Origin of the sequence: Mycobacterium sp. NPDC050041 (genome assembly GCF_049541695.1) — a bacterium.
Taxonomy (GTDB): Bacteria; Actinomycetota; Actinomycetes; order Mycobacteriales; family Mycobacteriaceae; genus Mycobacterium.
This window is the reverse complement of sequence record NZ_JBMVDG010000007.1, coordinates 18,965-40,261: the sequence shown is the minus strand read 5'-3', so window position 1 is coordinate 40,261 and position 21,297 is coordinate 18,965. Positions and strand designations below refer to the sequence as shown.

Annotated in this window: 21 protein-coding genes and 1 pseudogene; 14 read left to right on the top strand and 8 right to left on the bottom strand. The window is 67.3% G+C overall.

Annotation, left to right across the window (positions count from 1 at the left end):
• Positions 1 to 5: 5 nt before the first annotated feature.
• Complete coding sequence (locus ACPCHZ_RS20655) at positions 6 to 875, top strand: alpha/beta fold hydrolase (RefSeq protein ID WP_423486448.1); 870 nt, start codon at positions 6 to 8, stop codon at positions 873 to 875.
• Complete coding sequence (locus ACPCHZ_RS20650; RefSeq protein ID WP_423486447.1) at positions 872 to 3,814, top strand: aminotransferase; 2,943 nt, start codon at positions 872 to 874, stop codon at positions 3,812 to 3,814. The genes ACPCHZ_RS20655 and ACPCHZ_RS20650 overlap by 4 nt, the downstream gene beginning before the upstream one ends.
• 9 nt (positions 3,815 to 3,823) lie before the next feature.
• On the opposite strand, the gene ACPCHZ_RS20645 is transcribed toward ACPCHZ_RS20650, so the two are convergent.
• Positions 3,824 to 5,359 (bottom strand): DUF222 domain-containing protein, encoded by a 1,536-nt coding sequence (locus ACPCHZ_RS20645; protein WP_423486446.1) that lies wholly within the window; start codon positions 5,357 to 5,359, stop codon positions 3,824 to 3,826.
• A 119-nt stretch (positions 5,360 to 5,478) separates the two neighbouring features.
• Between ACPCHZ_RS20645 and ACPCHZ_RS20640 the strand changes: the two genes are divergently transcribed.
• Genes ACPCHZ_RS20640 through ACPCHZ_RS20630 form a run of 3 tightly spaced genes read left to right on the top strand, consistent with a single transcriptional unit; the run spans position 5,479 to position 7,127 of the window.
• Positions 5,479 to 5,910 carry a hypothetical protein gene (locus ACPCHZ_RS20640; protein WP_423486445.1) on the top strand — a complete coding sequence of 144 codons (432 nt, stop codon included), beginning with the start codon at positions 5,479 to 5,481 and terminating at the stop codon, positions 5,908 to 5,910.
• A gap of 40 nt (positions 5,911 to 5,950) precedes the next feature.
• Complete coding sequence (locus tag ACPCHZ_RS20635) at positions 5,951 to 6,325, top strand: limonene-1,2-epoxide hydrolase family protein (protein ID WP_423486444.1); 375 nt, start codon at positions 5,951 to 5,953, stop codon at positions 6,323 to 6,325.
• Between the two features lie 10 nt (positions 6,326 to 6,335).
• Entirely contained in the window at positions 6,336 to 7,127 is a 792-nt protein-coding gene (locus ACPCHZ_RS20630; RefSeq protein WP_423486443.1) for an adenylate/guanylate cyclase domain-containing protein, read from the top strand.
• Here the strand turns inward: ACPCHZ_RS20630 and ACPCHZ_RS20625 are convergent.
• Positions 7,124 to 7,282, bottom strand: coding sequence for a hypothetical protein (locus ACPCHZ_RS20625; RefSeq protein ID WP_269892401.1), 159 nt, complete (start codon positions 7,280 to 7,282; stop codon positions 7,124 to 7,126). The genes ACPCHZ_RS20630 and ACPCHZ_RS20625 overlap by 4 nt on opposite strands.
• Before the next feature lie 42 nt (positions 7,283 to 7,324).
• Between ACPCHZ_RS20625 and ACPCHZ_RS20620 the strand changes: the two genes are divergently transcribed.
• A complete protein-coding gene (locus ACPCHZ_RS20620) occupies positions 7,325 to 8,008 on the top strand; it encodes a guanylate cyclase (RefSeq protein ID WP_423486671.1) in 684 nt (227 codons plus the stop codon).
• A 96-nt stretch (positions 8,009 to 8,104) separates the two neighbouring features.
• On the opposite strand, the gene ACPCHZ_RS20615 is transcribed toward ACPCHZ_RS20620, so the two are convergent.
• Entirely contained in the window at positions 8,105 to 8,278 is a 174-nt protein-coding gene (locus ACPCHZ_RS20615) for a CsbD family protein (protein ID WP_264011331.1), read from the bottom strand.
• Positions 8,279 to 8,484: 206 nt separating this feature from the next.
• On the opposite strand from ACPCHZ_RS20615, the gene ACPCHZ_RS20610 reads away from it, so the two are divergent.
• A complete protein-coding gene (locus ACPCHZ_RS20610) occupies positions 8,485 to 9,207 on the top strand; it encodes a cutinase family protein (RefSeq protein WP_423486670.1) in 723 nt (240 codons plus the stop codon).
• 7 nt (positions 9,208 to 9,214) lie between these two features.
• Here ACPCHZ_RS20610 and ACPCHZ_RS20605 read toward each other — a convergent pair whose 3' ends face one another.
• Together ACPCHZ_RS20605 and ACPCHZ_RS20600 are read right to left on the bottom strand one after the other, a co-directional pair.
• Complete coding sequence (locus tag ACPCHZ_RS20605) at positions 9,215 to 10,267, bottom strand: DUF2993 domain-containing protein (protein ID WP_423486442.1); 1,053 nt, start codon at positions 10,265 to 10,267, stop codon at positions 9,215 to 9,217.
• Between the two features lie 57 nt (positions 10,268 to 10,324).
• Positions 10,325 to 11,578, bottom strand: coding sequence for a serine hydrolase domain-containing protein (locus tag ACPCHZ_RS20600; protein WP_423486441.1), 1,254 nt, complete (start codon positions 11,576 to 11,578; stop codon positions 10,325 to 10,327).
• A gap of 138 nt (positions 11,579 to 11,716) precedes the next feature.
• On the opposite strand from ACPCHZ_RS20600, the gene ACPCHZ_RS20595 reads away from it, so the two are divergent.
• The 3 genes from ACPCHZ_RS20595 to ACPCHZ_RS20585 all read left to right on the top strand — a co-directional run bounded on the left by ACPCHZ_RS20595 (position 11,717) and on the right by ACPCHZ_RS20585 (position 13,717).
• The gene (locus ACPCHZ_RS20595) at positions 11,717 to 12,100 is read left to right on the top strand and encodes an HNH endonuclease (RefSeq protein WP_423486440.1); all 384 of its coding nucleotides are present in this window, start codon (positions 11,717 to 11,719) and stop codon (positions 12,098 to 12,100) included.
• 280 nt (positions 12,101 to 12,380) lie between these two features.
• Positions 12,381 to 13,202 carry a hypothetical protein gene (locus tag ACPCHZ_RS20590; RefSeq protein ID WP_423486439.1) on the top strand — a complete coding sequence of 274 codons (822 nt, stop codon included), beginning with the start codon at positions 12,381 to 12,383 and terminating at the stop codon, positions 13,200 to 13,202.
• 56 nt (positions 13,203 to 13,258) lie between these two features.
• Complete coding sequence (locus ACPCHZ_RS20585; protein ID WP_423486438.1) at positions 13,259 to 13,717, top strand: SRPBCC family protein; 459 nt, start codon at positions 13,259 to 13,261, stop codon at positions 13,715 to 13,717.
• Between the two features lie 22 nt (positions 13,718 to 13,739).
• On the opposite strand, the gene ACPCHZ_RS20580 is transcribed toward ACPCHZ_RS20585, so the two are convergent.
• The gene (locus ACPCHZ_RS20580) at positions 13,740 to 14,252 is read right to left on the bottom strand and encodes an ester cyclase (RefSeq protein WP_423486437.1); all 513 of its coding nucleotides are present in this window, start codon (positions 14,250 to 14,252) and stop codon (positions 13,740 to 13,742) included.
• A 212-nt stretch (positions 14,253 to 14,464) separates the two neighbouring features.
• The gene (locus tag ACPCHZ_RS20575; protein WP_423486436.1) at positions 14,465 to 15,226 is read right to left on the bottom strand and encodes a hypothetical protein; all 762 of its coding nucleotides are present in this window, start codon (positions 15,224 to 15,226) and stop codon (positions 14,465 to 14,467) included.
• 207 nt (positions 15,227 to 15,433) lie between these two features.
• Between ACPCHZ_RS20575 and ACPCHZ_RS20570 the strand changes: the two genes are divergently transcribed.
• Genes ACPCHZ_RS20570 through ACPCHZ_RS20560 form a run of 3 tightly spaced genes read left to right on the top strand, consistent with a single transcriptional unit; the run spans position 15,434 to position 17,002 of the window.
• Complete coding sequence (locus tag ACPCHZ_RS20570; protein WP_423486435.1) at positions 15,434 to 16,105, top strand: SH3-like domain-containing protein; 672 nt, start codon at positions 15,434 to 15,436, stop codon at positions 16,103 to 16,105.
• A complete protein-coding gene (gene nthA / locus ACPCHZ_RS20565; RefSeq protein WP_423486434.1) occupies positions 16,102 to 16,698 on the top strand; it encodes a nitrile hydratase subunit alpha in 597 nt (198 codons plus the stop codon). The genes ACPCHZ_RS20570 and nthA overlap by 4 nt, the downstream gene beginning before the upstream one ends.
• Positions 16,685 to 17,002, top strand: a complete 318-nt coding sequence (locus ACPCHZ_RS20560) for a nitrile hydratase accessory protein (RefSeq protein ID WP_423486433.1) — start codon at positions 16,685 to 16,687, stop codon at positions 17,000 to 17,002. The genes nthA and ACPCHZ_RS20560 overlap by 14 nt, the downstream gene beginning before the upstream one ends.
• On the opposite strand, the pseudogene ACPCHZ_RS20555 reads toward ACPCHZ_RS20560, so the two are convergent.
• Positions 16,996 to 17,367, bottom strand: a pseudogene (locus ACPCHZ_RS20555) (DUF933 domain-containing protein); the annotation flags it as partial. The gene ACPCHZ_RS20560 and the pseudogene ACPCHZ_RS20555 sit on opposite strands and share 7 nt — an antisense overlap.
• 215 nt (positions 17,368 to 17,582) lie before the next feature.
• On the opposite strand from ACPCHZ_RS20555, the gene ACPCHZ_RS20550 reads away from it, so the two are divergent.
• Positions 17,583 to 21,296 (top strand): Ig-like domain-containing protein, encoded by a 3,714-nt coding sequence (locus tag ACPCHZ_RS20550; protein WP_423486432.1) that lies wholly within the window; start codon positions 17,583 to 17,585, stop codon positions 21,294 to 21,296.
• Position 21,297 lies beyond the last annotated feature (1 nt).

Sequence of the window (21,297 nt, the reverse complement as noted above, 5' to 3'; positions counted from 1 at the left end):
AGGCTGTGAGCACCGCGAAGTCCGATCAGATCCAGCCGCAGACCGTCACCTTCCGCGGCGCGGAGGGACTGTCGCTGGTCGCCGACGAGTGGAACCGCGGCGCGGACTCGGCCGGTAGGCCTACCGTTCTCATGCTGCACGGCGGCGGCCAGAACCGCTTCTCATGGAAGAAGACCGGCCAGATACTGGCCGATCAGGGGCTGCACGTGGTCGCGCTGGACAGCCGGGGCCATGGTGACAGCGACCGCTCCCCCGAGGCCAACTACACAGTCGAGGCGCTGTGCACCGACACCCTCGCGGTGATCGACCAGATCGGCAGGCCCGTCGCACTGATCGGCGCGAGCATGGGCGGGTTGACCGGCATCACGGTCGCCCACCGGGCCGGGCCCCAGAAGGTCACGCAACTGGTCCTCGTCGACGTCGTGCCGCGCTACGAGAAGGACGGCAGCGCGCGCATCCGCGACTTCATGTTCAGCCATGTGCACGGGTTCGATTCGCTCGAGGACGCCGCCGAGGCGGTCGCCGAATACCTGCCGCACCGCGCCAAGCCCCGCAGCCCGGAGGGCCTGAAGAAGAACCTCCGGCAGCGCGACGGCCGGTGGTACTGGCATTGGGATCCGGCGTTCCTCACCGCGCCTAACGACGACCCGTTCGTCCGGGAGGATCAGCTCGAACAATCGGCGATCGAGTTGACCATCCCGATCCTGCTGATCCGTGGAAAGCTCTCCGACGTGGTGAGCGCCGATGGGGTCAAGGACTTCCTCGCGAAGGTGCCTGCGGCGGAGTTCGTCGAACTGGCCGAAGCCGGCCACACCGCGGCGGGCGACGACAACGACGCCTTCACCGAAGTCGTGGTGTCCTTCGTCAGCCGGTGAGCAACGACCGCCGGACCGTCGGCTTCAACTTCCTCGCCGAGCCGGAACTGCCCGCACCGCAGGTGACCAAGGCGCAGGCCGACGAGCTGCTCGCCGCGCACTACGGCGTGAGCGGGCACGCCGAGTCACTCGGCAGCCAGCAGGACAAGAACTTCCTCGTGCGCGGCGACGACGGCGATATCGTCGGCGTGCTGAAGATCGCCAATCCCGCGTTCACGGAAACCGAACTGGCCGCGCAGGACGAGGCCACCGCGCTCATCGCCGCAGCCGAACCGGCACTGCGGATCGCGGTGCCCCTGCCCAACCGGACCGGTGACTCCTGCACCGCGATCGACGGGCTACTGGACCGCACGGCGTACGTGCGCTTGCTGCGGTTCCTGCCCGGCGGGACGCTGTTGGACGCCGGTTACCTGTCGCCTGCCGCGATCAGCGGGCTGGGCGACATCGCCGGGCGGGTCAGCCGCGCGCTGGCCGGGTTCGAGCACCCGGGTCTGGACCGGATCCTGCAGTGGGATCTGCGCTACGGCGCGGACGTGGTGGCGGCGCTCGGCAGTCACGTCGCGGATCCGGCCCGTCGTGCGCTGGTCGAGCAGGCCGCGCGGGAGGCCTGGACGCGGATCGAAGTGCTGACGGATGAGTTGCCCAGTCAGGCAGTTCATCTGGACCTCACCGATGCCAACGTGGTGGTGTCGCGCGCGGCGGACGGCTCGGTGCGGCCGGACGGGGTGATCGACTTCGGCGACCTCACCACGAGTTGGGCGGTCTCGGAGTTGGCGATCACAGCGTCGTCGGTGCTCGGGCACCCCGGGGCCGAGCCGACGTCGATACTGCCTGCGGTGCGCGCATTCCACGCGGTGCGATCGCTGAGTTCGGAAGAGGTCGACGCGCTCTGGCCGATGCTGGTGCTGCGGACCGCGGTGCTGATCGTGAGCGGCGCGCAGCAGGCGGCGATCGATCCGGACAACGACTACGTCACCGAGCACGCCGATGGCGAATGGCGGATGTTCGAACAGGCGGTGTCAGTGCCGCAGGAGCTGATGACGGCGCTGCTGCGGGCGGAACTCGGGTTTGCGGCGCCGGCCGCGCAACCTGCCGGGATGCTGGTCACCGGAGTCGATCCCGAAGCCATTGTCGCGTTGGATCTTTCGGTGACGTCGGATGTGTACGACGACGCCTTCGCACCGGGCGGATGGCTGCGGGAGGACGTCGAGGATGCGGCCGCACGCGCGGCCATCGGCGGCGGGGCGGCCCTGGTGGTCACGACGTTCGGTGAGCCGCGGCTGAGTCGTGCTCCGAGGCTGAGCCATAGCAGCGCCGACGTGGTCGCCACGGGGATCGGGATGTGGCCGGCGGATACCGTCGGCCTGGTGGCGCCGTGGGATGGCGAGGTCGAGCACGTCGACGGTGCCGCGGTGGTTCGAGGTGGTGACTTCACGTTGACGCTGACGGGCGTGGCCGGTGCGCCGGCCGGTCCGGTCGCCGCGGGCGCGCCGCTGGGCGAGGCGGTCGCGGGACAGTGGTGTGAGGTCACCGTTCAGCCGGCCGGAGCGCCGCGGGCGCCTGCGCTGGCGCGGCCGGAGCTGGCACGGGGCTGGCTGGCGCTGGCGCGGGATCCCCGGCCTCTGCTCGGACTTTCCGCGGTCGATGCCGATGCGCTCGACGACGATCTGATGGCCCGGCGCGACAGGAGTTTCGCGCCTGTGCAGGAGCACTACTACCGTCGGCCGCCGCGGATCGAGCGGGGCTGGCGGCACTACCTGATGTCGACGTCGGGGCGCTGCTACCTGGACATGGTCAACAACGTGACGGTGCTCGGGCATGCGCACCCGCGGGTGGCCGATGCCGCAGCGCGACAGCTGCGCAAGCTGAACACCAACTCGCGGTTCAACTATGAGGCGGTGGTCGAGTTCAGTGAGCGGCTCGCCGCGTCGCTGCCCGATCCGCTCGACACGGTGTTCCTGGTGAATTCGGGTTCGGAGGCCAGCGATCTGGCGATGCGGCTGGCACTGGCGGCGACGGGCCGACGCGACGTGATCGCGGTACGCGAGGCCTATCACGGCTGGACGTATGCGACAGACGCGGTGTCGACGTCGACGGCAGACAACCCCAATGCCGTTGCCACTCGGCCGGACTGGGTGCACGTCGTCGACTCGCCGAACAGCTTCCGCGGTACGTACCGGGGCGCCGACGTGGGCCGGTACACCGACGATGCCGTGGCGAAGATCGAGCAGCTCGTCGCCGACGGCAGGCCTCCGGCGGCGTTCATCTGTGAGGCGGTGTACGGAAACGCCGGCGGGATGGCGCTGCCGGATCATTATCTCGAGCGGATCTACGCCGCGCTGCGTGCGGCGGGCGGGCTGGCGGTGGCCGACGAGGTGCAGGTGGGTTACGGCCGACTGGGCCACTGGTTCTGGGGTTTTCAGCAGCAGAATGTGGTGCCCGACATCGTGTCGATGGCGAAGTCGACGGGGAACGGCTCGCCGCTCGGTGCGGTGGTCACCAGCAGGGCCGTCGCCGAGGCGTTCAGGTCGCAGGGCTACTTCTTCTCCTCGACGGGCGGCAGTCCAGTGTCGTGCGCGATCGGCATCACCGTGCTCGATGTGTTGCGCGACGAGGCCCTGCAGCAGAACGCGGCGGACGTCGGCGCCCACCTGAAGGCCCGGCTGCAGGAGCTGCAGACCCGGCACCCGATCATCGGCACGGTGCACGGCATCGGGCTGTACCTCGGCGTCGAGATGATCCGCGATCCGGACACTTTGGCGCCGGCCACGGAGGAGACCGCCGCGATCTGCGAGCGCATGCTGGAACTCGGGGTGATCATCCAGCCGACGGGCGACCATTCGAACATCCTGAAGACGAAGCCGCCGTTGTGCATCGACGTCGAATCCGCCGACTTCTACGTGGACACGCTCGATCGCGTGCTCACCGAGGGGTGGTGACCGCGCCCGCTAGAAGGGTGGTGGTTCGTCGCCGGGCTGCGGTGGTGGCTTGGGGGCGAAGAGTTTGTCGAGTGCTTGTCGGCGGGCTTGGCGGCGGGCTTCGCGGTGTTCACGGTTGGCTTGGCGTTCGGCGGCGATGCGGGCGGCTTTGTTCTGGGCTCGGGTGCGTTGCCGTTTGGGCATCATCGCGGTGCGTTCACCGCAGTGGTTCCCTGTCCGTGGTGTGATGACCGCCGCGGCGGTCGGGGTGCACAGGTACGGGAACAGCAGCGCCGCTCCCGGTCTGGTGGTGTAGGTCTGGCCGGCGGGGCTGGTCCAGATGACGGTGCCGTCGCGGTGTTGTTGGTCGTGCCAGCCCCAGAAGGTTTTGATCAGGTGGTGTAGGCGGCATAGGCATTTGAGGTTTGATGCCTGGGTCGGTCCGCCTTGGCTGTAGGGGATGGTGTGGTCGATGTCGGTGCTGAAGGCCGCCACGTCGCAGCCGGGGAATCGGCAGCCCATGTCGCGGCACCGCACGAACTCCGCCAGATTCCGCGACGGGGTGTAGCGCGGTTCGGGGGCGGCGTCGCCGGGGTGGATGAGTGGCCGGATGGTGGCGTGCTCGGCGAGGCCGGTGAGCTGTTCGGGTGGCAGGAGGCCGTCGTTGTGCACCAGGCTCGCCACCGAGTCAGCGGTACCCGGATCGGCAGTGGCGTCGGTGTCGGCGGCCGCGGCGTGCTCGTCGGGTCCCTCAACGACATGGATGACGAACGGGGCGGCGATCGCGTTCTTGTTCGGGCAGTCGGGGTTGCCGCATCGGCAGCCCAGGTGGTCGGCGCCACTGGAGATGGCCTCGATGGCGTCGACGCGGCGCTGCTTCTTGGTGCGCGGATCATCGGGGCAGACGGTGTCGGCGAGCGCGTCGAGGCGGTTGTCGAACACCCGGGCCCCGGCGGTGGGCATGGTGCCACCGAAACTGCTCATCCCGTCCAGGCCGTCGATGACCCACACCTCACGTTCGTCGGCGGCTTTCTGGCGGCGCCGCACCGCATCCCGATCGTGGGTGGCGATGACACGGTCGATGTACCCGCAGACCTGGCCGTAGCTCAGCCTCATCAACCGGGCCGCCGCGCCGGCCAGGGTGGCGTCGACGTGGGTCAAGACAGCGGGGTCGGTGATCAGGGTGGTGCGGTGCAGCAGGGTGTCGACGATGTCGAGGGTGAGCTCACCGGCGCGGAACATCGCCGCGACCAACGGTAGGCGTTCGCGCAGGCCGCGGGCGAGGCCGACCTGGTCCTTGGCCCGTTCGTAGGCGATGTTCAGTGCCGCGCCGATCTCGACGGCCACCGCGCTTTCGGTGTCCACGGCCCACTGGTCGCTGAGCTCGTCGCGCTCGGCGAACCGCACCGCATACAACTCGCCGATCGCGGTCAACCGCGCGGCGGCCTGCTGGTTCTCCCGACGGGCCGCCGCCATCACGGCGGAGATCAGTTCGCGCGCTTCGACCGACTCCGGGCGCGTCACGGCCAGCACCTGGTCGAAACTTGCCTGCGCCGGATCGAACATACATTCGATTATCGCAGGGGGGTCTGACACGGAGGCCCCGAGACCATGTCCGGATTCCAGCGGATCGTGTCCGTCCAGGCGGCGTTCGTTCGGCCCGCCGTCGCTTAACGTCGACGCCGATGTCCGCCGTCTTCCTCAGCCTCCACGTGGTACTGGCCATCCTCGCCATCGGCCCGATCGCCGTCGCGGCGAGCATCTTCCCGCGCTACGCGCGTGCCGCCGCAGGCCCGGACGCCGCAGCCGGGCCGGTGACCATTGCCCTGCACAGGATCTGCCGCACATACGCGATTGTCGGAGTGGCGGTGCCGCTCCTCGGTATCGGCACAGCGCTGTCGATGGGTGTGCTGACGCAGGCCTGGGTGCTGGTGTCGATCGCGCTCACCGCGATCGCCGCCGCCGTCCTCGTCGCGAGCATCCTGCCCGATCAACGCGCGGTTCTCGATGGTGCCACGGTGCCGCGACTCGCCATGACCACCGGCATGTTCAACCTGCTGTGGGTGGCGGTGACCATCCTGATGATCGTGCGACCGGGGTCGTCGACCGGCGTCTGAAGACTTGCTTTCCAGGCGGACGCTCGCGTTTAGTCGACGCATGACGCGATCCGCGGACGAAATCGTCACCGACTTCTGCGGCCGGTGGACCTCACCCGATCCCCACGAGTTGGCCGGCTTCTTCACCGAAGACGCTGTCTATCACAACATTCCGCTCCCCGCGGTGCAGGGCCGGGCGGCCATCGAGGAGTACATTCGCGACTTCCTCGGCAACTTCGAGGGCCTCGAGTTCCGGGTGCACCGACAGGTCAGCATGGGCGACCTGGTGATGAACGAGCGCACCGACGTCATGCGCCGCCCCGGCGGCACCGACATCGAACTGCCCGTGATGGGAGTGTTCGAGATCGCAGACGGCAGAATCGCGGCATGGCGCGACTACTTCGACATGGCCACGATCACCAACGCGTTCAGTTAGCCGGACAACGGTGAGCGGAGTGCAGATCGCGGCTTACGCGCTGGCCGTCGTCGCGGCCGCGGAGGCGGTGGCCATCGCGGTGCTGTCGGTGCTCCTGACGCGCAGCCGTCGTGAGGCCGAGGAGTTGCACCGCCGATACGACACCCGCAACATGCTGCTGAGCGGCGGTCGTGAAGCGGTCAAGACGATGTGGCAGACCGCCACCCTGGTTCGCGAGAAAGGGTTCGGCGGCGCCATCCGGACGTCGATCGAGGACCTCGCCGACTGGTTCGAGGTGGAGCGGCCCGATCTCGCCCGGCTTGCGCCCGACGGCCGGGTGGCGATCATGTTCTCCGACATCGAGGACTCCACCACTCTCAACAACCGGATCGGCGACCGCGCCTGGACCCGGTTGATCAGCGGCCACGCCCGCCTGGTGCAGCGGCACGTCAAGAACCACGGCGGTCACGTCGTCAAGAGCCAGGGCGACGGCTTCATGGTGGCGTTCGCCCAACCGAATCAGGCGGTGCTCTGTGCCGTCGAACTGCAACGCGCACTGGCCAAGCGGCCGAATGGTATTCGCGTGCGGATCGGCATTCACTCCGGCAAGTCGGTCCGACGCGGCGAGGACTTGTTCGGCCGCAACGTGGCCCTGGCCGCCCGGGTGGCTGCGCAGGCCGAAGGCGGCGAGATCCTGGTCAGCGATTCGGTGCGCGACGCCTGTGAGGGCGACGACTGCGACGGCGTCTCGTTCGACGAGGGCCGCGACGCCGAGCTCAAGGGGTTCAAGGGCTCGTATCGGCTCTACGCGGTCTCCGGCTAGGCGCGATCCGCCTCTTCGAGGCGCTTGTGCAGCCGGGCGCGAATGTCGTCGGCCGTGTACGCGTTGCGCCGACGCTGATCGCGCGCCACCAGCGCACCACCGGCCACCACGCCGGCGACACCGGCCAGCCCAACCCACTTCCAGATGCTCCGCATGATCGACAGTGTGCCTAAGCTGCGCTGGTGATTGCGAACACGGTGTCGCTGACGCAGGCGCTGAATGAGACCCGCACAGGTGACATCTGGCTGTTCCGCGGCGCTTCCGGGCCGGACCGGGCAATTCAGACCATGACGAATGCGCCGGTCAACCATGTCGGCATGACGGTGGCCTTCGACGACCTGCCACCGCTGATCTGGCACGCGGAACTCGGCGACAAGCTGCTCGACCTGTGGACCGGCGACCATCACCGCGGCGTCCAACTCAACGACGCCCGCGAGGCCGCCGAGCGGTGGATGCAGAACTACGGGCAGCGGTGCTGGCTTCGTCAGCTCAGTCCGTACGCGACGCGCGAGCAGGAGGATCTGGCGCTGAAGGTGATCGCCCGGATGGACGGCACACCGTTTCCGTCCACTGCCCGCCTGACGGGCCGATGGTTTCGTGGCCGCGTTCCCACGGCGAGTGACTGGGTGCGCGGAATACCGTTCGTGGACCGCAAGGTTCGCACAGCCGCGCAACGCAGGAAGGCCGAGAAGCTCAACGTCGGGCTGCAGACCGCCTACTGCGCCGAGACCGTCGCGATCACCTATGAGCACATGGGGTTGCTCACCACCGAGAAGCACTACAGCTGGTTCGACCCGGGCAAGTTCTGGAGCGGCGACGACCTGCCGCTCGCCGAGGGCTACCGGTTGAGCGACGAGATCCCGGTGACGCTGGACGGTTGACCCCGGCTACCCGACCAACACATGAGTGCGCCCACAACGGACCAGGTCCGTCATGGGCGCACTTCCATACCCGGCCAACCGCCGGGGGTGATGCGATTACTTCTTGAACGCGTCCTTGACCTTCTCGCCGGCGTCCTTGAGGCTCGCCTTCGACTGATCGCCGCGGCCCTCGTTCTCGGTCGTCCGGTCGCCCGTCGCCCGTCCGAGGGTTTCCTTGGCCTTGCCGCCGAGGTCTTCGATCTTGTTCTTCGCTTTATCGGTGCCGCTCACGGTGCCCACTCCTTCGTTGGCAATGCGGCCCTGGAAAGCCCGGGGCCGAACCTCAGAAGTACCCACCACAGCCCTCCACCGAAACCCGCACACGCATCCGGCGAGACGCAGCTAACATTCACGTCGGGTCCGGGATTCTGCGACGGGGTGGGAACTTTTCGGTGGCGCTTTTGACTACACAGGCACGGGTGAGCCCGTGGGCAGTGATGATCCGACGCGGTGCGATGGTGGTGGCTTCGGCCCTGACCTCCGTATCCGCGCTGCTTGTCGGGCCGGCACCGGCGTCCGCGCAGCCGCCGCCGTGCACCGACGTCGAGGTGGTGTTCGCCCGCGGCACCAATGAGCCGTTCGGCGTCGGCGCGCCGGGCCAGTCCTTCGTCGACGCACTGCGGTGGCACCTCGGCATGCGGACCCTGGCGGTGTATCCGGTGAACTACGCGGCCTCCGGCGACTTCGCCAGCCCGGATTTCCAGCGGACCGTCGTGGACGGCGCCCGGGACGCGGCCGTGCACGTCCAGAACACCGCGGCGGCCTGCCCGGCCACCCGCATCGTGCTCGGCGGGTACTCCCAGGGCGCGGTCGTGGCGGACTTCGTGGCCTCCGGAACCGCGCCTCAGGGCCTGCCGCCCGAGGCGGTGCCCGCGCCGCTGCTACCGGAGGTCGGTGAGCACATCGCCGCCGTGGTCTATTTCGGGAAGCCGACGGATCAGGTGCTGCGCAAGTACGGCGCCACCGCCGTCCCGCTCAGCGAGCCGCTTGCGGCGAAGTCGCTGAACCTGTGCGTGCCGGGCGACCCGATCTGCAGCCCCGGCACTGACGGCCATCTGCATGGCCTGTACGTCGCGAACGGCCTGACACAGCAGGGCGCCGCCTTCGCCGCGGGCCGGTTGGCCCCACCGCCACTACCTCTGCCGCCACCGCCGATGTAGACGGCGGTCAGAGCCGGGCGAAGCAGGGATCGGCGTCCTCCTTCGGGATCGACGCGTTCTCGCTGGAGAAAGTGCCCACGACGCCGGTGTCGGTGACCTCGACGCTGTCGGCGTGGATGCCGAGCGGGTAGTTGTCGTTCAGCTTCTTGGTGAGGTCGTTCAACGCCGACTGCACGGTGTCCTTCGGCAGCGGTCCGTTGACGTCGAGAACCTGCAGGTCGAGGTTGCCGTCGGCCACGACAGGCTTGGCCGTGACGCTGTAGTCGCCGGCGTCCAGGATGATCGTGCCCGCCGCCGGGTCCGTCCGTACGCCGGTGACCAGGCTTCCGACGCCGGGCAGGTTGTCCGCCACGGTGTCCTTGATGCCGGCCGACTTCCACGTCAACGTCGCGTTCAGCGAGCCGATGGTGCCCTTGGAGTCCGCGGTCTCCTGCAGCCGGATGTCCTCGAGCGTGACGTCCGCGGTCATCCCGTTGGCGCTCTGCACGCGGTCACCGGCGGTGACCACGGAGATGTTCGTGTAGTGGCCGGTGATGTGCTGCCACAGGAACGGCGGGTTCACTCCGAAGGAGATGGTGGCGCCGTCGTCGACCACGCATTCGGCGACCTCGACCAGGATGCTGTCGGCTCGGCTGCGGGCATACAGTTCGGCGCCCGCGAGGCCACCGATGATCGCCGCGACGGCGATCACCGCGATCAGGATGACGGACTGGCGGTTGCCCAACAGAGAGCGTCGCTTGCTCGGCTTGGGGGCGTCAGGTGGTGGCGGCGCTGCCGGCGGGAGCGGCGGGGCAGGCGGAGGCGTGCGGTATATCTCCTGCGTCGGGGAGATGTCCGCGGGTGACGGCGGGCGCCGCAGCTTCTCGGTGCGCCCGGCGTCGGATGGACGTCCCGCATCGGGAGGTCGTGGGACGTCGGGGCGTCGCGGCGGCGGGCGGAATCTCTCGGTCGGCGGTTCCGGACGGCCACGCGGGATGCGGTGCGTCGCCGGATCCTGCGGCGGCTGGCCGCGACCACGCCATCCGGGCTGCCCTGGGCGTGGCGGCGGGGGCGTCGTCATCGTCGCGATTCTGCCTCATCTACCCGGGCCAGGTCGTGGACGCGGCCGGTCCGCCGGTTACCTCGTGGTCGTCGGCGGCGGCGAGCTCAGCGACAGCCCGGCGTAGATCTCGTCGAGCATTGTCGGGAGCATCGCTTGCGCTGTGGTCCTGCCGTCCGGCGACAGCGTCAGATTCGTCCAGATGACGAGGGTGACGTCGTTGTCCGGGTCGAAGCCCATGAACGAGTTGAAGCCCGGCAGTTCGCCCCCGTGGTAGTACATCGCGGCCTCGGGACCGAAACGCTGGTACGAGATTCCATAACCGTATTTCTGGCCGTCGGGTGCGTCCGGATCCTCCGCCTGCAGCGAGTCCTGCCATCGGCGGTGGTGATCTGCGTCGAGGATCCGGCCGGAGACGAGTGCGCGCATCCAGGTGGCCAGGTCGTCGGCCGTCGAGACGGCACCCCCGGCGGCGGTGGCATACGACGAGTTCTGATGGGTGTAGTCGACCGGTTTCAGCGATCCGTCCCGCGCGGCGGCTTGGATGTCGGCGGGGTAGGGATCGTCGCCGAGGGCGTAGAAACTGCCGCCGTACATGTAGCCGTGCGAGAACGGTGCGGGCATCGAGGTGTCGTCGGCGGCGGGTAGTGAGGTCTGCGTCATGCCGGCCGGCACGAACAGCCTCTCCTTGAACTGTTGGGCCAGCGGTCGGCCGCCCGCCTTCTCGGCGACCAGGCCGAGCAGTGCGTAATTCGTGTTGCTGTATTCGTATTCGGCGTCCGGCGCGAAGTTCGGCGGGTGACGGAAGGCGATGGCCAACACCTCCCCCGGTGTCCACGCCCGGCCCGGATCGGCGTCCATCATGGCCGACAGGTCCGGGTCGCCGGTGTAGCCGTACAGCCCGGTGCGCATCTTCAGCAGCTGCGCGATGGTGATGTCGTCACCGCCCGGCACGTCGGCCACGAAGGACGACACGGGATCGTCGAGCCGGAGCTTGCCGTCCTGGGCGAGCAGCACGATCAACGCGGCGGTCATCGTCTTGGTGTTCGACGCGATCCGGAAGTGGGTTTGCGGGGTGGGCGGCGTCATGGTCCCGATCTCAGTGGTCCCGAAGGGCGCGACGAACCTTCCCTGCGGGGTCTGCAGCAGCACCATGGCGCCGGGCACCCGGAGGTCCTTCGCCGCGGCATCGACCACCCGTTGGAACGCCTCGCCGTCAATCGTTTTCAGCGCCGTCGGCCCGTCGGTGGACGACGAGCACCCCGCCACCGTGAGCAGCAGCGTGCCGGCGAGGCACCACAGGCGCGTCGTTCGGGTGCGAGTTCCGGTCATGAGCGGCCACCCCCGTCGGGATCGCTGGTAGCCGGACCCTACGCCGGTAGTGACGTCGCGTTCGGCGATCGGCCTCATCGGCGACACGCGGGAGGTCACCGCACCGGCGGTGGCCGCGACCGGCGCTAGCCTCAGCCCATGCCGCCCCGAAGCCGGACCCGCTCGGCGAGATACGCGCGCCGACGCAGCCGGCGGATGGCCGAGCAGGAACACGATCTGACAGCAGCCCAGTGGGCCGCGCTCAAGCTGGCGTGGGGCGGGTGCGCCTACTGCGGTGCGAATGGCACACCACTGCAGAAGGACTGCATGCTGCCGATCTCGCGGGGCGGCCGTTACGCGTTGGCGAATGTGGTGCCCAGCTGCCGCTCGTGCAACGCGAGCAAGTGCAACTTCGAGGTGACCGGCTGGATGCGCCGCAAGAAGCTGGACGAAGGTGCGTTCCTGGTCCGGCAGGCCGAGATCGCTCGCGAACTGGTCGATGCCGCGGCCGATGGCACCGTCGTTGCGCCTGGCCCTGAGTAGCCGGCATGCGTGTCCACGGCATGTGCCGCACACGCGCCCGTCAACAAGTGTTGACGGGGTGCGCAGGGCAATCACCCGACGATCTGTCGATCGTCGCCCAGTTTGCTCTTGATCTCCGTTGGGTACTGAGCTGCCAGCGCAGCGACGTTTCGTGCCGTCCCATCACGTTGCGATTTCGTCGCCGGGAGGAGATCGAATGACCGCATTCCAACGACGAGGGCGGGTCGCGTCATCGGTAGCCGTCGTGGCCGGCCTGATCGGAGCGTTGTGCTGTTGGGCCATGCCCACCGCTGCGGCGTTCGCGATTCAGAACCACGAGAGCATCACGCGGGCCGCGCTCCCACCGGATCAGGTCAATCAACTCGGCCTCGCGCAGATCCTCAACGGGCCGCCGCCCGGCGGCGGCGCCATGGGCAGTGACGCCTTCGCGCTCGACGATTGGCGACACATCGACAATGCGAGAAGCCCCGCGGAGGTCTGCGCCAAGGCGCAGCGGGCGTGGAACACCTTCTCACCGGTCCTCCTCAGCGGGTCGCTGCCTGCCGGCCCGGGTGCGACGGTATTGGTGAACGGACCCGCCGCGCGCGCCGCATTCGGCGGCTTACTGCACGCCCAGCAGGATTTCTACGCACACTCGAACTGGGTCGAGGAGAACATCGCGGCGGGGCAGCCGAACCGGTTGGCTCCCCCGCTGTTCCCGTCCTGCAATCCGGGCGCCTTTCCGGCCGGTCTTCACACCGGTTACTTCAATCTGTTGTTCTTCAATCAGTTTCCGTTCGACGGTTGTCCCCCCGGGGGGCCACCGCCCGGCTTCCAGGAGTGCCACTCGGCGCTGAACAAGGACGGCCCAGACACGGCGCGCGGGAAACAACCGGTTCCCGGGACCGGTATGAACATGTACTCGTTGGCGAAGAGTCTGGCCACCACGGCGAGCACCGACCTGTACAGGCAGGTGCGCACCCTGGTCGTCAGCACCGTTACCGCGAAATACCCTGCCGTGAACGGTGAATGCGTCGTGACGAAGCTCTTCCGTCCCGACCTGTTCGGGCCCTGCGCCCCGTTCTCGGTTCCGCTGCCACCCGCTCCTGCACCGCCACGCTGACTCGAGGACCTGTCTCAACTGTCGCCGAAGGCGTCCATGTCGATTTACCGTGAGTCATGGCTCATGGAACCGCATCAGTCGTCATCGCCCATCCCGCGCAGGTCGTCTGGGACTACATCGTCGATCCGGACTACACCTCGAACGTGTTGCCGGGAATCGTGGCCGTTCGCGCCGAAAAGCGACCACCGTACGTTCCCGGCGATGTCTGGCACGGCACTGCCCGGATGTTCGGCATCACCTACGAGTGGACCGGCGTCTTCACCCGCTTCGAGCCACCCAGGGTGATGGAATTCCGGTCGACGAAGTCCAGGTTTCCGTTCGTGACCATCGACACCTTGGAAGAGGTTCCCGGGGGGACCCGCTACACCTGCCAGGCCACGGGTGAACCGGCGTTCGGCGGACCCGTCGGTCGACTCCTCGACGCCGCAATGTCCACGGCCTATCAGCGTGTGCTGGCACGACATCTCGCCCGACTGCCGGCGCATGTCGATGGCTGGGCGGTCAACAGGCGCTGACGGTTGCGGGCCGCGCTTGCCGCTATGACCCGCGCACCACCTGCTCGCGGATCGCCTGCAGGTCGATCACCGACCACACCTCGGCGATCCGGCGGTCGTCATCGAATCTGTAGAAGACGTGCTCCGGGAACGAGACCTGCCCGCCTGTCGGTTCGAGACCCAGAAACGTCTGCCGCGGAGTGCATTCGAAGAACAGTCTGCACGCCACGACGTCGTCGGCGGCAATGAGGACCTCCGGCTGGTATTGCAGATCCGGAATCGCGTCGACGTCGCCCTCCAGCATCGTCCTGTAGTCGCGCAGCGTCATGCGTTGTCCGTTGTAGGTCAGCTCATCGGCGACGAACTCTCCGAGCCGCGGCCACTGTCGTTCGTTGAGGCACTGCAGATAGGCACGGTAGACGGCCAAGAGATCGCTTTCGCTCATCGGGCCGATCTCTCGGTCGAGCCGACGTCGCAGCAGAACCTCACCATCTCGGTCAGCCCCCTCCGCCGCCGCCGCAGCCACCTCCGCCACCGCAGCCGCCTCCACCGCCATCTCCGCCGAAGTTCCCACCGCCTCCGGCTCCCCCGGCCGACCATCGGCGGCGTGAACGCCGAGACATGAAGTGCGTGTTTGCGACCAGCAGCCAGTTCCTGGGCGGCCACAGCCGCCACCACCATCTGGACGACGAACCCACCGATTCTCCGGACATCGGACCCCCAACCGACTGATGGCGCAAGCCTATGCGCCCGTCAGCATTCGCGCGTTCACGATCGACCCATCTGGTCCAAGGCGACCCGCAGAGAAGTGCTGGGGATCTTGACCAGCCCGCCGTACGGCTGATCCATCTCGAGCATCATGAAGATCGGGCCGGCAAGTGCCACCGCGGCGACCACCAATGCCGCGATCACGCTCGCATTCCGCGGTGCGAACAGCCCGAAACTGGCGAAGATCACCGCCAGCCAAGCCACGACAACGACGAAAAAGGCCCATGGGAATCGGCTTCCGATCTGCTCGACGGTGGTCCACCGCGACAGGGCGATCGTGTTGGTGCTCTCGAGCGCGTTGGACCGCAGCCACTGCTGTCGCTCCGTCCGCGGCGACAGATCGAAGACGTCCCTCTGAACCAAGAGGATGCCGGCCCCACTGCTGAGCGCCGTGAGCGACACCGCACCGCCTTCCTCCGGCCAGATCTGATGTATTCGTTGCGCAAGCACATCCTTGGCCAATGCTCGGATCGGCGCGGTCTCCGGCCCGTACTCCGCCAAGGTCTGATCAAGCATGAGGAATTGGACTCCGGCACTCCGCAATTCACTCTCCTTCTCGGCGAGCGAGCCGATGGAGGAGCCGGTGAGAAGGCCGAGCACCACAGCCGACAGCGTCCCGAGCATGGCCATTATGGTCCTGATGGCGTCGCGCGACTCGGTGCTCAAATGCGGATCGGGAAGGACCTTTCCGAGAAACATTCCCAACATTGCGCCGCCGAAGATGATCGCGAAGACGACGACGCCGATCAGAACGTCTTTCATCAGCCCCTCGCTTTCCACCGCGAGAACGCGTCGAAGAGCGCCTGCGGTCGGCCGCGTTCAACGTACTGCCTGGCGTTCGGCTTATGACGATGATCGTCGAACTTGAGCTCGTATAGGAGCAAAAATGCAGTTCAGGCCCAAGGTTCAAGCGGAAATCAGGCTCGAGATCGGCAGCGCCCAAGGGGGAATCGGGTCTACGCTCGCTACGTGCCCAACAGCCACGATCTGGGCGGCAAGACCGAGCACTTCGGCTCGATCGCCCACACGCCGAGCGCGCCCGTGTTCCACGCGGTCTGGGAGCGCCGAATCTTCGGCATCAACTACTTCCTACAAACGATGCTCGGCCCTGACCTCGACACGTTTCGTGGGTACTTGGCACTCCTGCCGCCGGAGGAGTACTTCGGCCCGTATTACCGCCGGTGGGTCCCTGCCATCGAGCAGATGTTTGCCAAGCACCTCTCAGGTGAACGCTCGGTTCCGAAGCTCAAGTTGGTGGGCACGGCCCTTTTTCTGCAGCGGGTGGCGTTGCGTCCAACCTTGCCCCGCCTCATGAATGCCCGGGTGGCACCGAAGATCATTGGGACGCACAAGAAGACGAAGCGGCCCGCACGCTTCGCGATCGGTGATGCGGTGCGGGTCCGCCCGGCGCCCGCGGAGGGGCACAGTCAGCAGCCCGATTACGTCAGCGGCCGGCTCGGGCGAGTGACCGACCACCGCGGCGCCGCGATCCTCCCGGACCGACGTTTCGCCACCGGCTCAACTACCCCTGAGCACCTGTATACGGTCATGTTCGACGGAGCCGAACTGTGGGGCGACGAGGCCGAGCCCAACACCGAGGTGCGCATCGAGTTGTTCGAGCCTTATCTGGAGCCGGCATGAGTGAGCCTGACCCCATCGCCGTCCGCGTTGAAGCGTTGGAGTCGTTGCTCCTGGAGCGCGGGCTGATCGACCCGGCCGCCGTCGATGCGGTCATCGAGCACTATGAGAAGGATGTCGGTCCTCTCAACGGCGCCAAGGTGATTGCGCGAGCCTGGACCGATGACGCCTTCCGGAAACGGCTCATCGACCACGGCACCAAAGCCATCGCCGAACTCGGGTTCGGCGGTGTAGAAGGCGCGGACATGCGCGTTGTCGAGAACACCGGCGATGTGCACAACGTGGTGGTCTGCACCCTCTGCTCGTGCTACCCGTGGCCTGTCCTCGGGCTGCCACCGAGCTGGTACAAGTCGCCGGAGTATCGGTCGCGCATGGTCGTCGAGCCACGCAAGGTCCTTGCCGAAATGGGGCTGGTCGTCTCCGACGACGTTCGTATCCGCGTCTGGGACAGTTCGGCCGAAGCGCGCTACCTCGTGCTGCCCCAGCGACCGTCGGACACAGAAGGGTGGACGGCGGAACAACTGGTTCCACTGGTCACACGCGACTCGATGATCGGTGTCGCGCTGGCTTCCGAGGCAGCCGATGCCGGACGCTGAGATGCTTCTCGACGCCGAAGGCCCGGCAGCACCTCCGCGAGCCAACGGGGAACTGGCGTTCGATGCACCGTGGGAGCGTCGCCTGTTCGGCGTGACGATGGCGCTCTGCCAACGCGTGTTCAGTTATGCGGACTTCCGGGAACGGCTCATGGTCCGGGTGGGCGAGGCGCCGACCCGGCCCTACTGGCGCAGCTGGGCGGCGGCGCTCGAGGACGCTCTCGCGGACACCTGCGCGCTCGATCCAGGTGTCGTCGAAGCGCGACATCAGGCGTTCTTGGCGCGCCCGCACGGCCACGATCACTGACCGTTCGATTTGAAGAAGCGGAACTCCACCACGTCGCCGTCGGCCATCGCATAGTCCTTGACTTCTATCCGCACTTTGCCCGCCGCCATCGAGCCGGCCTGTACCAGGTCGTCCTAGGACACGATCTCGGCCTTGATGACGCCCTTCTCGAAGTCGGTGTGAATGACCCCGCGGCCTTCGGCGCCGTGTCGCCCTGGTGGATCGTCCACGCCCGCGACTCCATGGCCCCGCCGTCAGGAAGGTCTGCAGCATCAGCGTGTGAAACCGGCACGGGCCAGCGCGTCGAGGCCGCGTTCGGTCTACCCGATGGACTCCAGCAGCTCGGCCGCCGACTCCTCGTCGAGTTCCTGTAGTTCCGCTTCGATGCGGCAAGGTCGCGGATGTGTCGCGAAAACGGCGCGGTTGCGGCGGCACCGGGAATCGGTCGGCAAAAAAGACACATGCCATGCTGGTTTCCGCTAGGGTTTGACGGCGCAGTCAATTTGCTGTCACTCTTTGAGCGGCGTGATCGGGCTGGCACCGACCGAAACTTCACCGACCCCGGTTTCGCGGCGACGTCTGGGTCATCGGGGATGCAGACATGGGTTATGCGATTCACATCGGCCGGGTCGGTGCGTTGGCGGTGGCGCTAGGTGTCGGGGCGGCGGCGGCCACCGGATACGGCATCGGCAACCCGGCGGTGGCATGGGCCGAGGAGGGTGCGCAGTCCACCGGCGACAACTCTGACAACTCCGACGACTCCGACAAACCGTCCGACAAGCCGTCCGACGATCCGTCCGACGACGAGGCCGATACCGATACGCCGAAGTCAGATGCCGGCGCCAACATCGGCGGCACGCACCTATCCGGTGCGGACGAAGACTCCGATCTCGACGAGGAGTCAGATCTCGACGAAGACTCCGATCTCGACGAAGACTCCGATCTCGACGAGGAGAGCGCCGAGCAGGATGTCAGCACCCCGACCCCGGTGGTGCACACGCCAGAGACCGCCACGCCGCTGACCGAAACTCCCACACCGGCCGCAGTCACCGACACCACGGTCGTGATACCCGATCCGCCGGTGCTCACCGAGCCGCCGACCGGCTACCTCGCACCCGCTGACACCCAAACCCCGGTCCTGATCGAAGACCTCAACCTCCTCACCGACCAGGACAGCGACGCCGACGCCGGACAGTTCAGCGACGGGCAACCCAGCGCACGCACGATGGGCACGTTGACCCTCGATGACCCCGCCGCAACACCGCAGATGTTCATCGCCGCAGCAGCCGCGCCCGGCACCCCCGCCCCAGCGCCACTGACCACTCAGCCGGCCAACCTGTCAGAAGCGCTGCTGGGAGCCTCAGAAGTGCTGGGCAATATTTTCAATACCGCCATCACCACCCTGCTGAACTCCATTTTCTCCCCCGGCCCGACCACCCCCGCCCCGCCGATGATGCTGTTCATCGTGCTCGGGTGGGTGCAACGCGAACTGCAACGCAGCCTCTTCAACCAATCCCCGACCGCGGTGGTCGACGCGGTCACCACCTCTGAAGACACCGCCGTGGACATCGCGGTGCTGGCCAACGACACCGACCCCGACCTGAGCGCCCCGGTCGCCGGCCTGCCCGGCGGCGACGTGCTCACCGTCACCGACTACACCCAACCCACCCACGGCACCGTGGTGCTCAACCCCACCACCGGCGCGTTCACCTACACCCCGACCGCCAACTACACCGGCACCGATTCGTTCACCTACACCATCTCCGACGAAGCCAGCCCCTGGCACATCCACGGCACCGAGGGCCTGCTCTACGGCGGCCAACACACCTCCACCACCACCGCCACCATCACCATCACCCCCGTCGACGGCGCCCCCGTTGTCGGCGACCCGGCTTTCACCATCAACGGCGCCCCCGACCCCCGAACCGGCGCCGTGAACGTCACGCTGAACGTCGCCGATCCCGACGGCGACCCCCTCGTCTACACCGTCCCCACCGCGCCGACCCACGGCTCTGTGGTCGTCAACGAGGACGGCACAGTCACGTATACACCGAAGCCGCGAGAACGCCTGAACGCCTACGAATCCGCCGGCGAGGACGTCGACAGTTTCACCGTCGTGGTCACCGACGGGACCCACCCGCCCATCATGGTCACCGTCAGCAACGTGCCCATCGACCCAGCCGAAGCCGCCGTCACCGCCACTATCGCCGTCGGCCTCAATCCGAACGCGGTCGTCTTCAGCCCCGACGGCACCCGCGCCTATACCTCCGATTTCAGCTCTAACACCGTGTCGGTGATCGACACCACCACCAACACCGTCACCGCCACGGTTGAGGTCACCGGCAACCCATACGCGATTGCGCTCAGCCCGGACGGCACTCGCGCCTACACCGCCAACTACAACGGTCACACCGTGTCGGTGATCGACACCACCACCAACACCGCCATCGCCACCATCCCCGTCGGAAGATACCCACAGGGAATCGCGATCAGTACCGACGGCACCCGCGCCTACATCACCAACAATGGCGCCGGCACCGTGTCGGTGATCGACACCACCACCAACACCGTCACCGCCACCATCCCCGTCGGAAGATACCCGCTGGGGATCGCGGTCAGTCCCGACGGCACCCGCGCCTACGTCACCAACCAGATTGACAACACCGTGTCGGTGATCGACACCACCACCAACACCGTTACCGCCACCATCCCCGTGGGCACGGGGTCGCTTGGAGTGGCATTCAGCCCAGACGGCACCCGCGCCTACACCAATAACGGCACGGGCGGCACGGTGTCGGTGATCGACACCACCACCAACACCGTCACCGCCACCATCCCCGTCGGCGGTTACTTGTTGGGGATCGCGGTCAGTCCCGACGGCACCCGCGCCTACACCACCAACGCTGCGGGCGACACCGTGTCGGTGATCGATACCACCACCAACACCGTGATCGCCACCGTCCCCGTCGGCGACTACCCCATGGGGATTGCGGTCAGTCCCGACGGCTCCCGCGCGTACACCACCGACTACTCCGGCGCCACCGTGTCGGTGATCTCGTTCGCCAACCGTGCCCCGGTGGTCACCGCGCCGCCGACCGTCAACTCGGCCGATCCCCAATTCGGAGTTGTCACAGGCGATCTCAACGTCGCCGACAACGACACCCTGACCTACACCGTCACCACCCCGCCGGCTCAGGGCACAGTGGTGATCAACACCGACGGCGCCTTCACCTATACACCGAAGCCGCAGGCCCGCCTGGACGCCTACGATTCCGCCGGCGACGACGTCGACAGCTTCACCGTCACGGTCACCGACGGCACCTACCCGCCGATCACGGTCACGGTCACCAACGTGCCGATCGATCCAGTAAATGCAGTTGTCACCGCCACCATCACCGTTGGCAGCGCCGCTAGTGGGGTGGCCTTCAGCCCCGACGGCAACCGCGCCTACATCGTCAACAACGGCGACGACACCGTGTCGGTGATCGACACCAGCACCAATACCGTCACCGCCACCATCCCCGTTGGCGACTCTCCGAACGGTGTCGCGCTCAGCCCCGACGGCACCCACGCCTACGTCACCAATTTCATTGGTTACACAGTGTCGGTGATCGACACCGCCACCAACACCGTCACCGCCACCATTTCCGTCGGCGGGGGCCCGCGGGAGACCGCTTTCAGTCCCGACGGCACCCGCGCCTACATCACCAACAATCGCGACCACACCGTGTCGGTGATCGACACCACCACCAACACCGTCATCGCAACGATCCCCGTAAGTCTCAGGCCAGAAGGTATTGCGCTCAGCCCCGACGGCACGCACGCCTACGTTGCCAACACACAGAGCCGCGGCGTGTCGGTGATCGACACCACCACCAACATCGTCACCAACACCATCCCCGTCGGCAGAGGAGGCCCGTACGGGATCGCGCTGAGTCCCGACGGCACCCGGGCCTACACTGCCAACTCCGCCAGCAATACCGTGTCGGTGATCGACACCGCCACCAACACCGTCATTGCCACCATCCCCGTCGGCAACACCCCGGTGAATGTCGCGCTGAGCCCCGACGGCACCGGCGCCTACGTCACCAACTTTCGCGACGGCACCATGTCGGTGATCGACACCAGCACCAACACCGTCGCCGCCACCATCTTCGTCGGCGGCGCCCCGTACGACATCGCGCTCAGCAGCGACGGCACCAGCGCGCACATCACCAACTACACCGGCAACACCGTGACGGTGATCTCGTTGGCCACACGTGTCCCTCTCAGCGCACCGCCGGTCGCTAACAACGACAGCATCACCGTCGCCTAAG

Excerpts from the sequence above, each read along its gene's own strand:
- ACPCHZ_RS20645 (WP_423486446.1), bottom strand. The coding sequence starts at position 5,359 with ATGTTCGATCCGGCGCAGGCAAGTTTCGACCAGGTGCTGGCCGTGACG.
- ACPCHZ_RS20640 (WP_423486445.1), top strand. The coding sequence starts at position 5,479 with ATGTCCGCCGTCTTCCTCAGCCTCCACGTGGTACTGGCCATCCTCGCC.
- ACPCHZ_RS20635 (WP_423486444.1), top strand. The coding sequence starts at position 5,951 with ATGACGCGATCCGCGGACGAAATCGTCACCGACTTCTGCGGCCGGTGG.
- ACPCHZ_RS20625 (WP_269892401.1), bottom strand. The coding sequence starts at position 7,282 with ATGCGGAGCATCTGGAAGTGGGTTGGGCTGGCCGGTGTCGCCGGCGTG.
- ACPCHZ_RS20610 (WP_423486670.1), top strand. The coding sequence starts at position 8,485 with ATGATCCGACGCGGTGCGATGGTGGTGGCTTCGGCCCTGACCTCCGTA.
- ACPCHZ_RS20605 (WP_423486442.1), bottom strand. The coding sequence starts at position 10,267 with ATGACGACGCCCCCGCCGCCACGCCCAGGGCAGCCCGGATGGCGTGGT.
- ACPCHZ_RS20600 (WP_423486441.1), bottom strand. The coding sequence starts at position 11,578 with ATGACCGGAACTCGCACCCGAACGACGCGCCTGTGGTGCCTCGCCGGC.
- ACPCHZ_RS20595 (WP_423486440.1), top strand. The coding sequence starts at position 11,717 with ATGCCGCCCCGAAGCCGGACCCGCTCGGCGAGATACGCGCGCCGACGC.
- ACPCHZ_RS20590 (WP_423486439.1), top strand. The coding sequence starts at position 12,381 with ATGCCCACCGCTGCGGCGTTCGCGATTCAGAACCACGAGAGCATCACG.
- ACPCHZ_RS20585 (WP_423486438.1), top strand. The coding sequence starts at position 13,259 with ATGGCTCATGGAACCGCATCAGTCGTCATCGCCCATCCCGCGCAGGTC.
- ACPCHZ_RS20580 (WP_423486437.1), bottom strand. The coding sequence starts at position 14,252 with ATGGCGGTGGAGGCGGCTGCGGTGGCGGAGGTGGCTGCGGCGGCGGCG.
- ACPCHZ_RS20575 (WP_423486436.1), bottom strand. The coding sequence starts at position 15,226 with ATGAAAGACGTTCTGATCGGCGTCGTCGTCTTCGCGATCATCTTCGGC.
- nthA (WP_423486434.1), top strand. The coding sequence starts at position 16,102 with ATGAGTGAGCCTGACCCCATCGCCGTCCGCGTTGAAGCGTTGGAGTCG.
- ACPCHZ_RS20560 (WP_423486433.1), top strand. The coding sequence starts at position 16,685 with ATGCCGGACGCTGAGATGCTTCTCGACGCCGAAGGCCCGGCAGCACCT.
- ACPCHZ_RS20550 (WP_423486432.1), top strand. The coding sequence starts at position 17,583 with ATGGGTTATGCGATTCACATCGGCCGGGTCGGTGCGTTGGCGGTGGCG.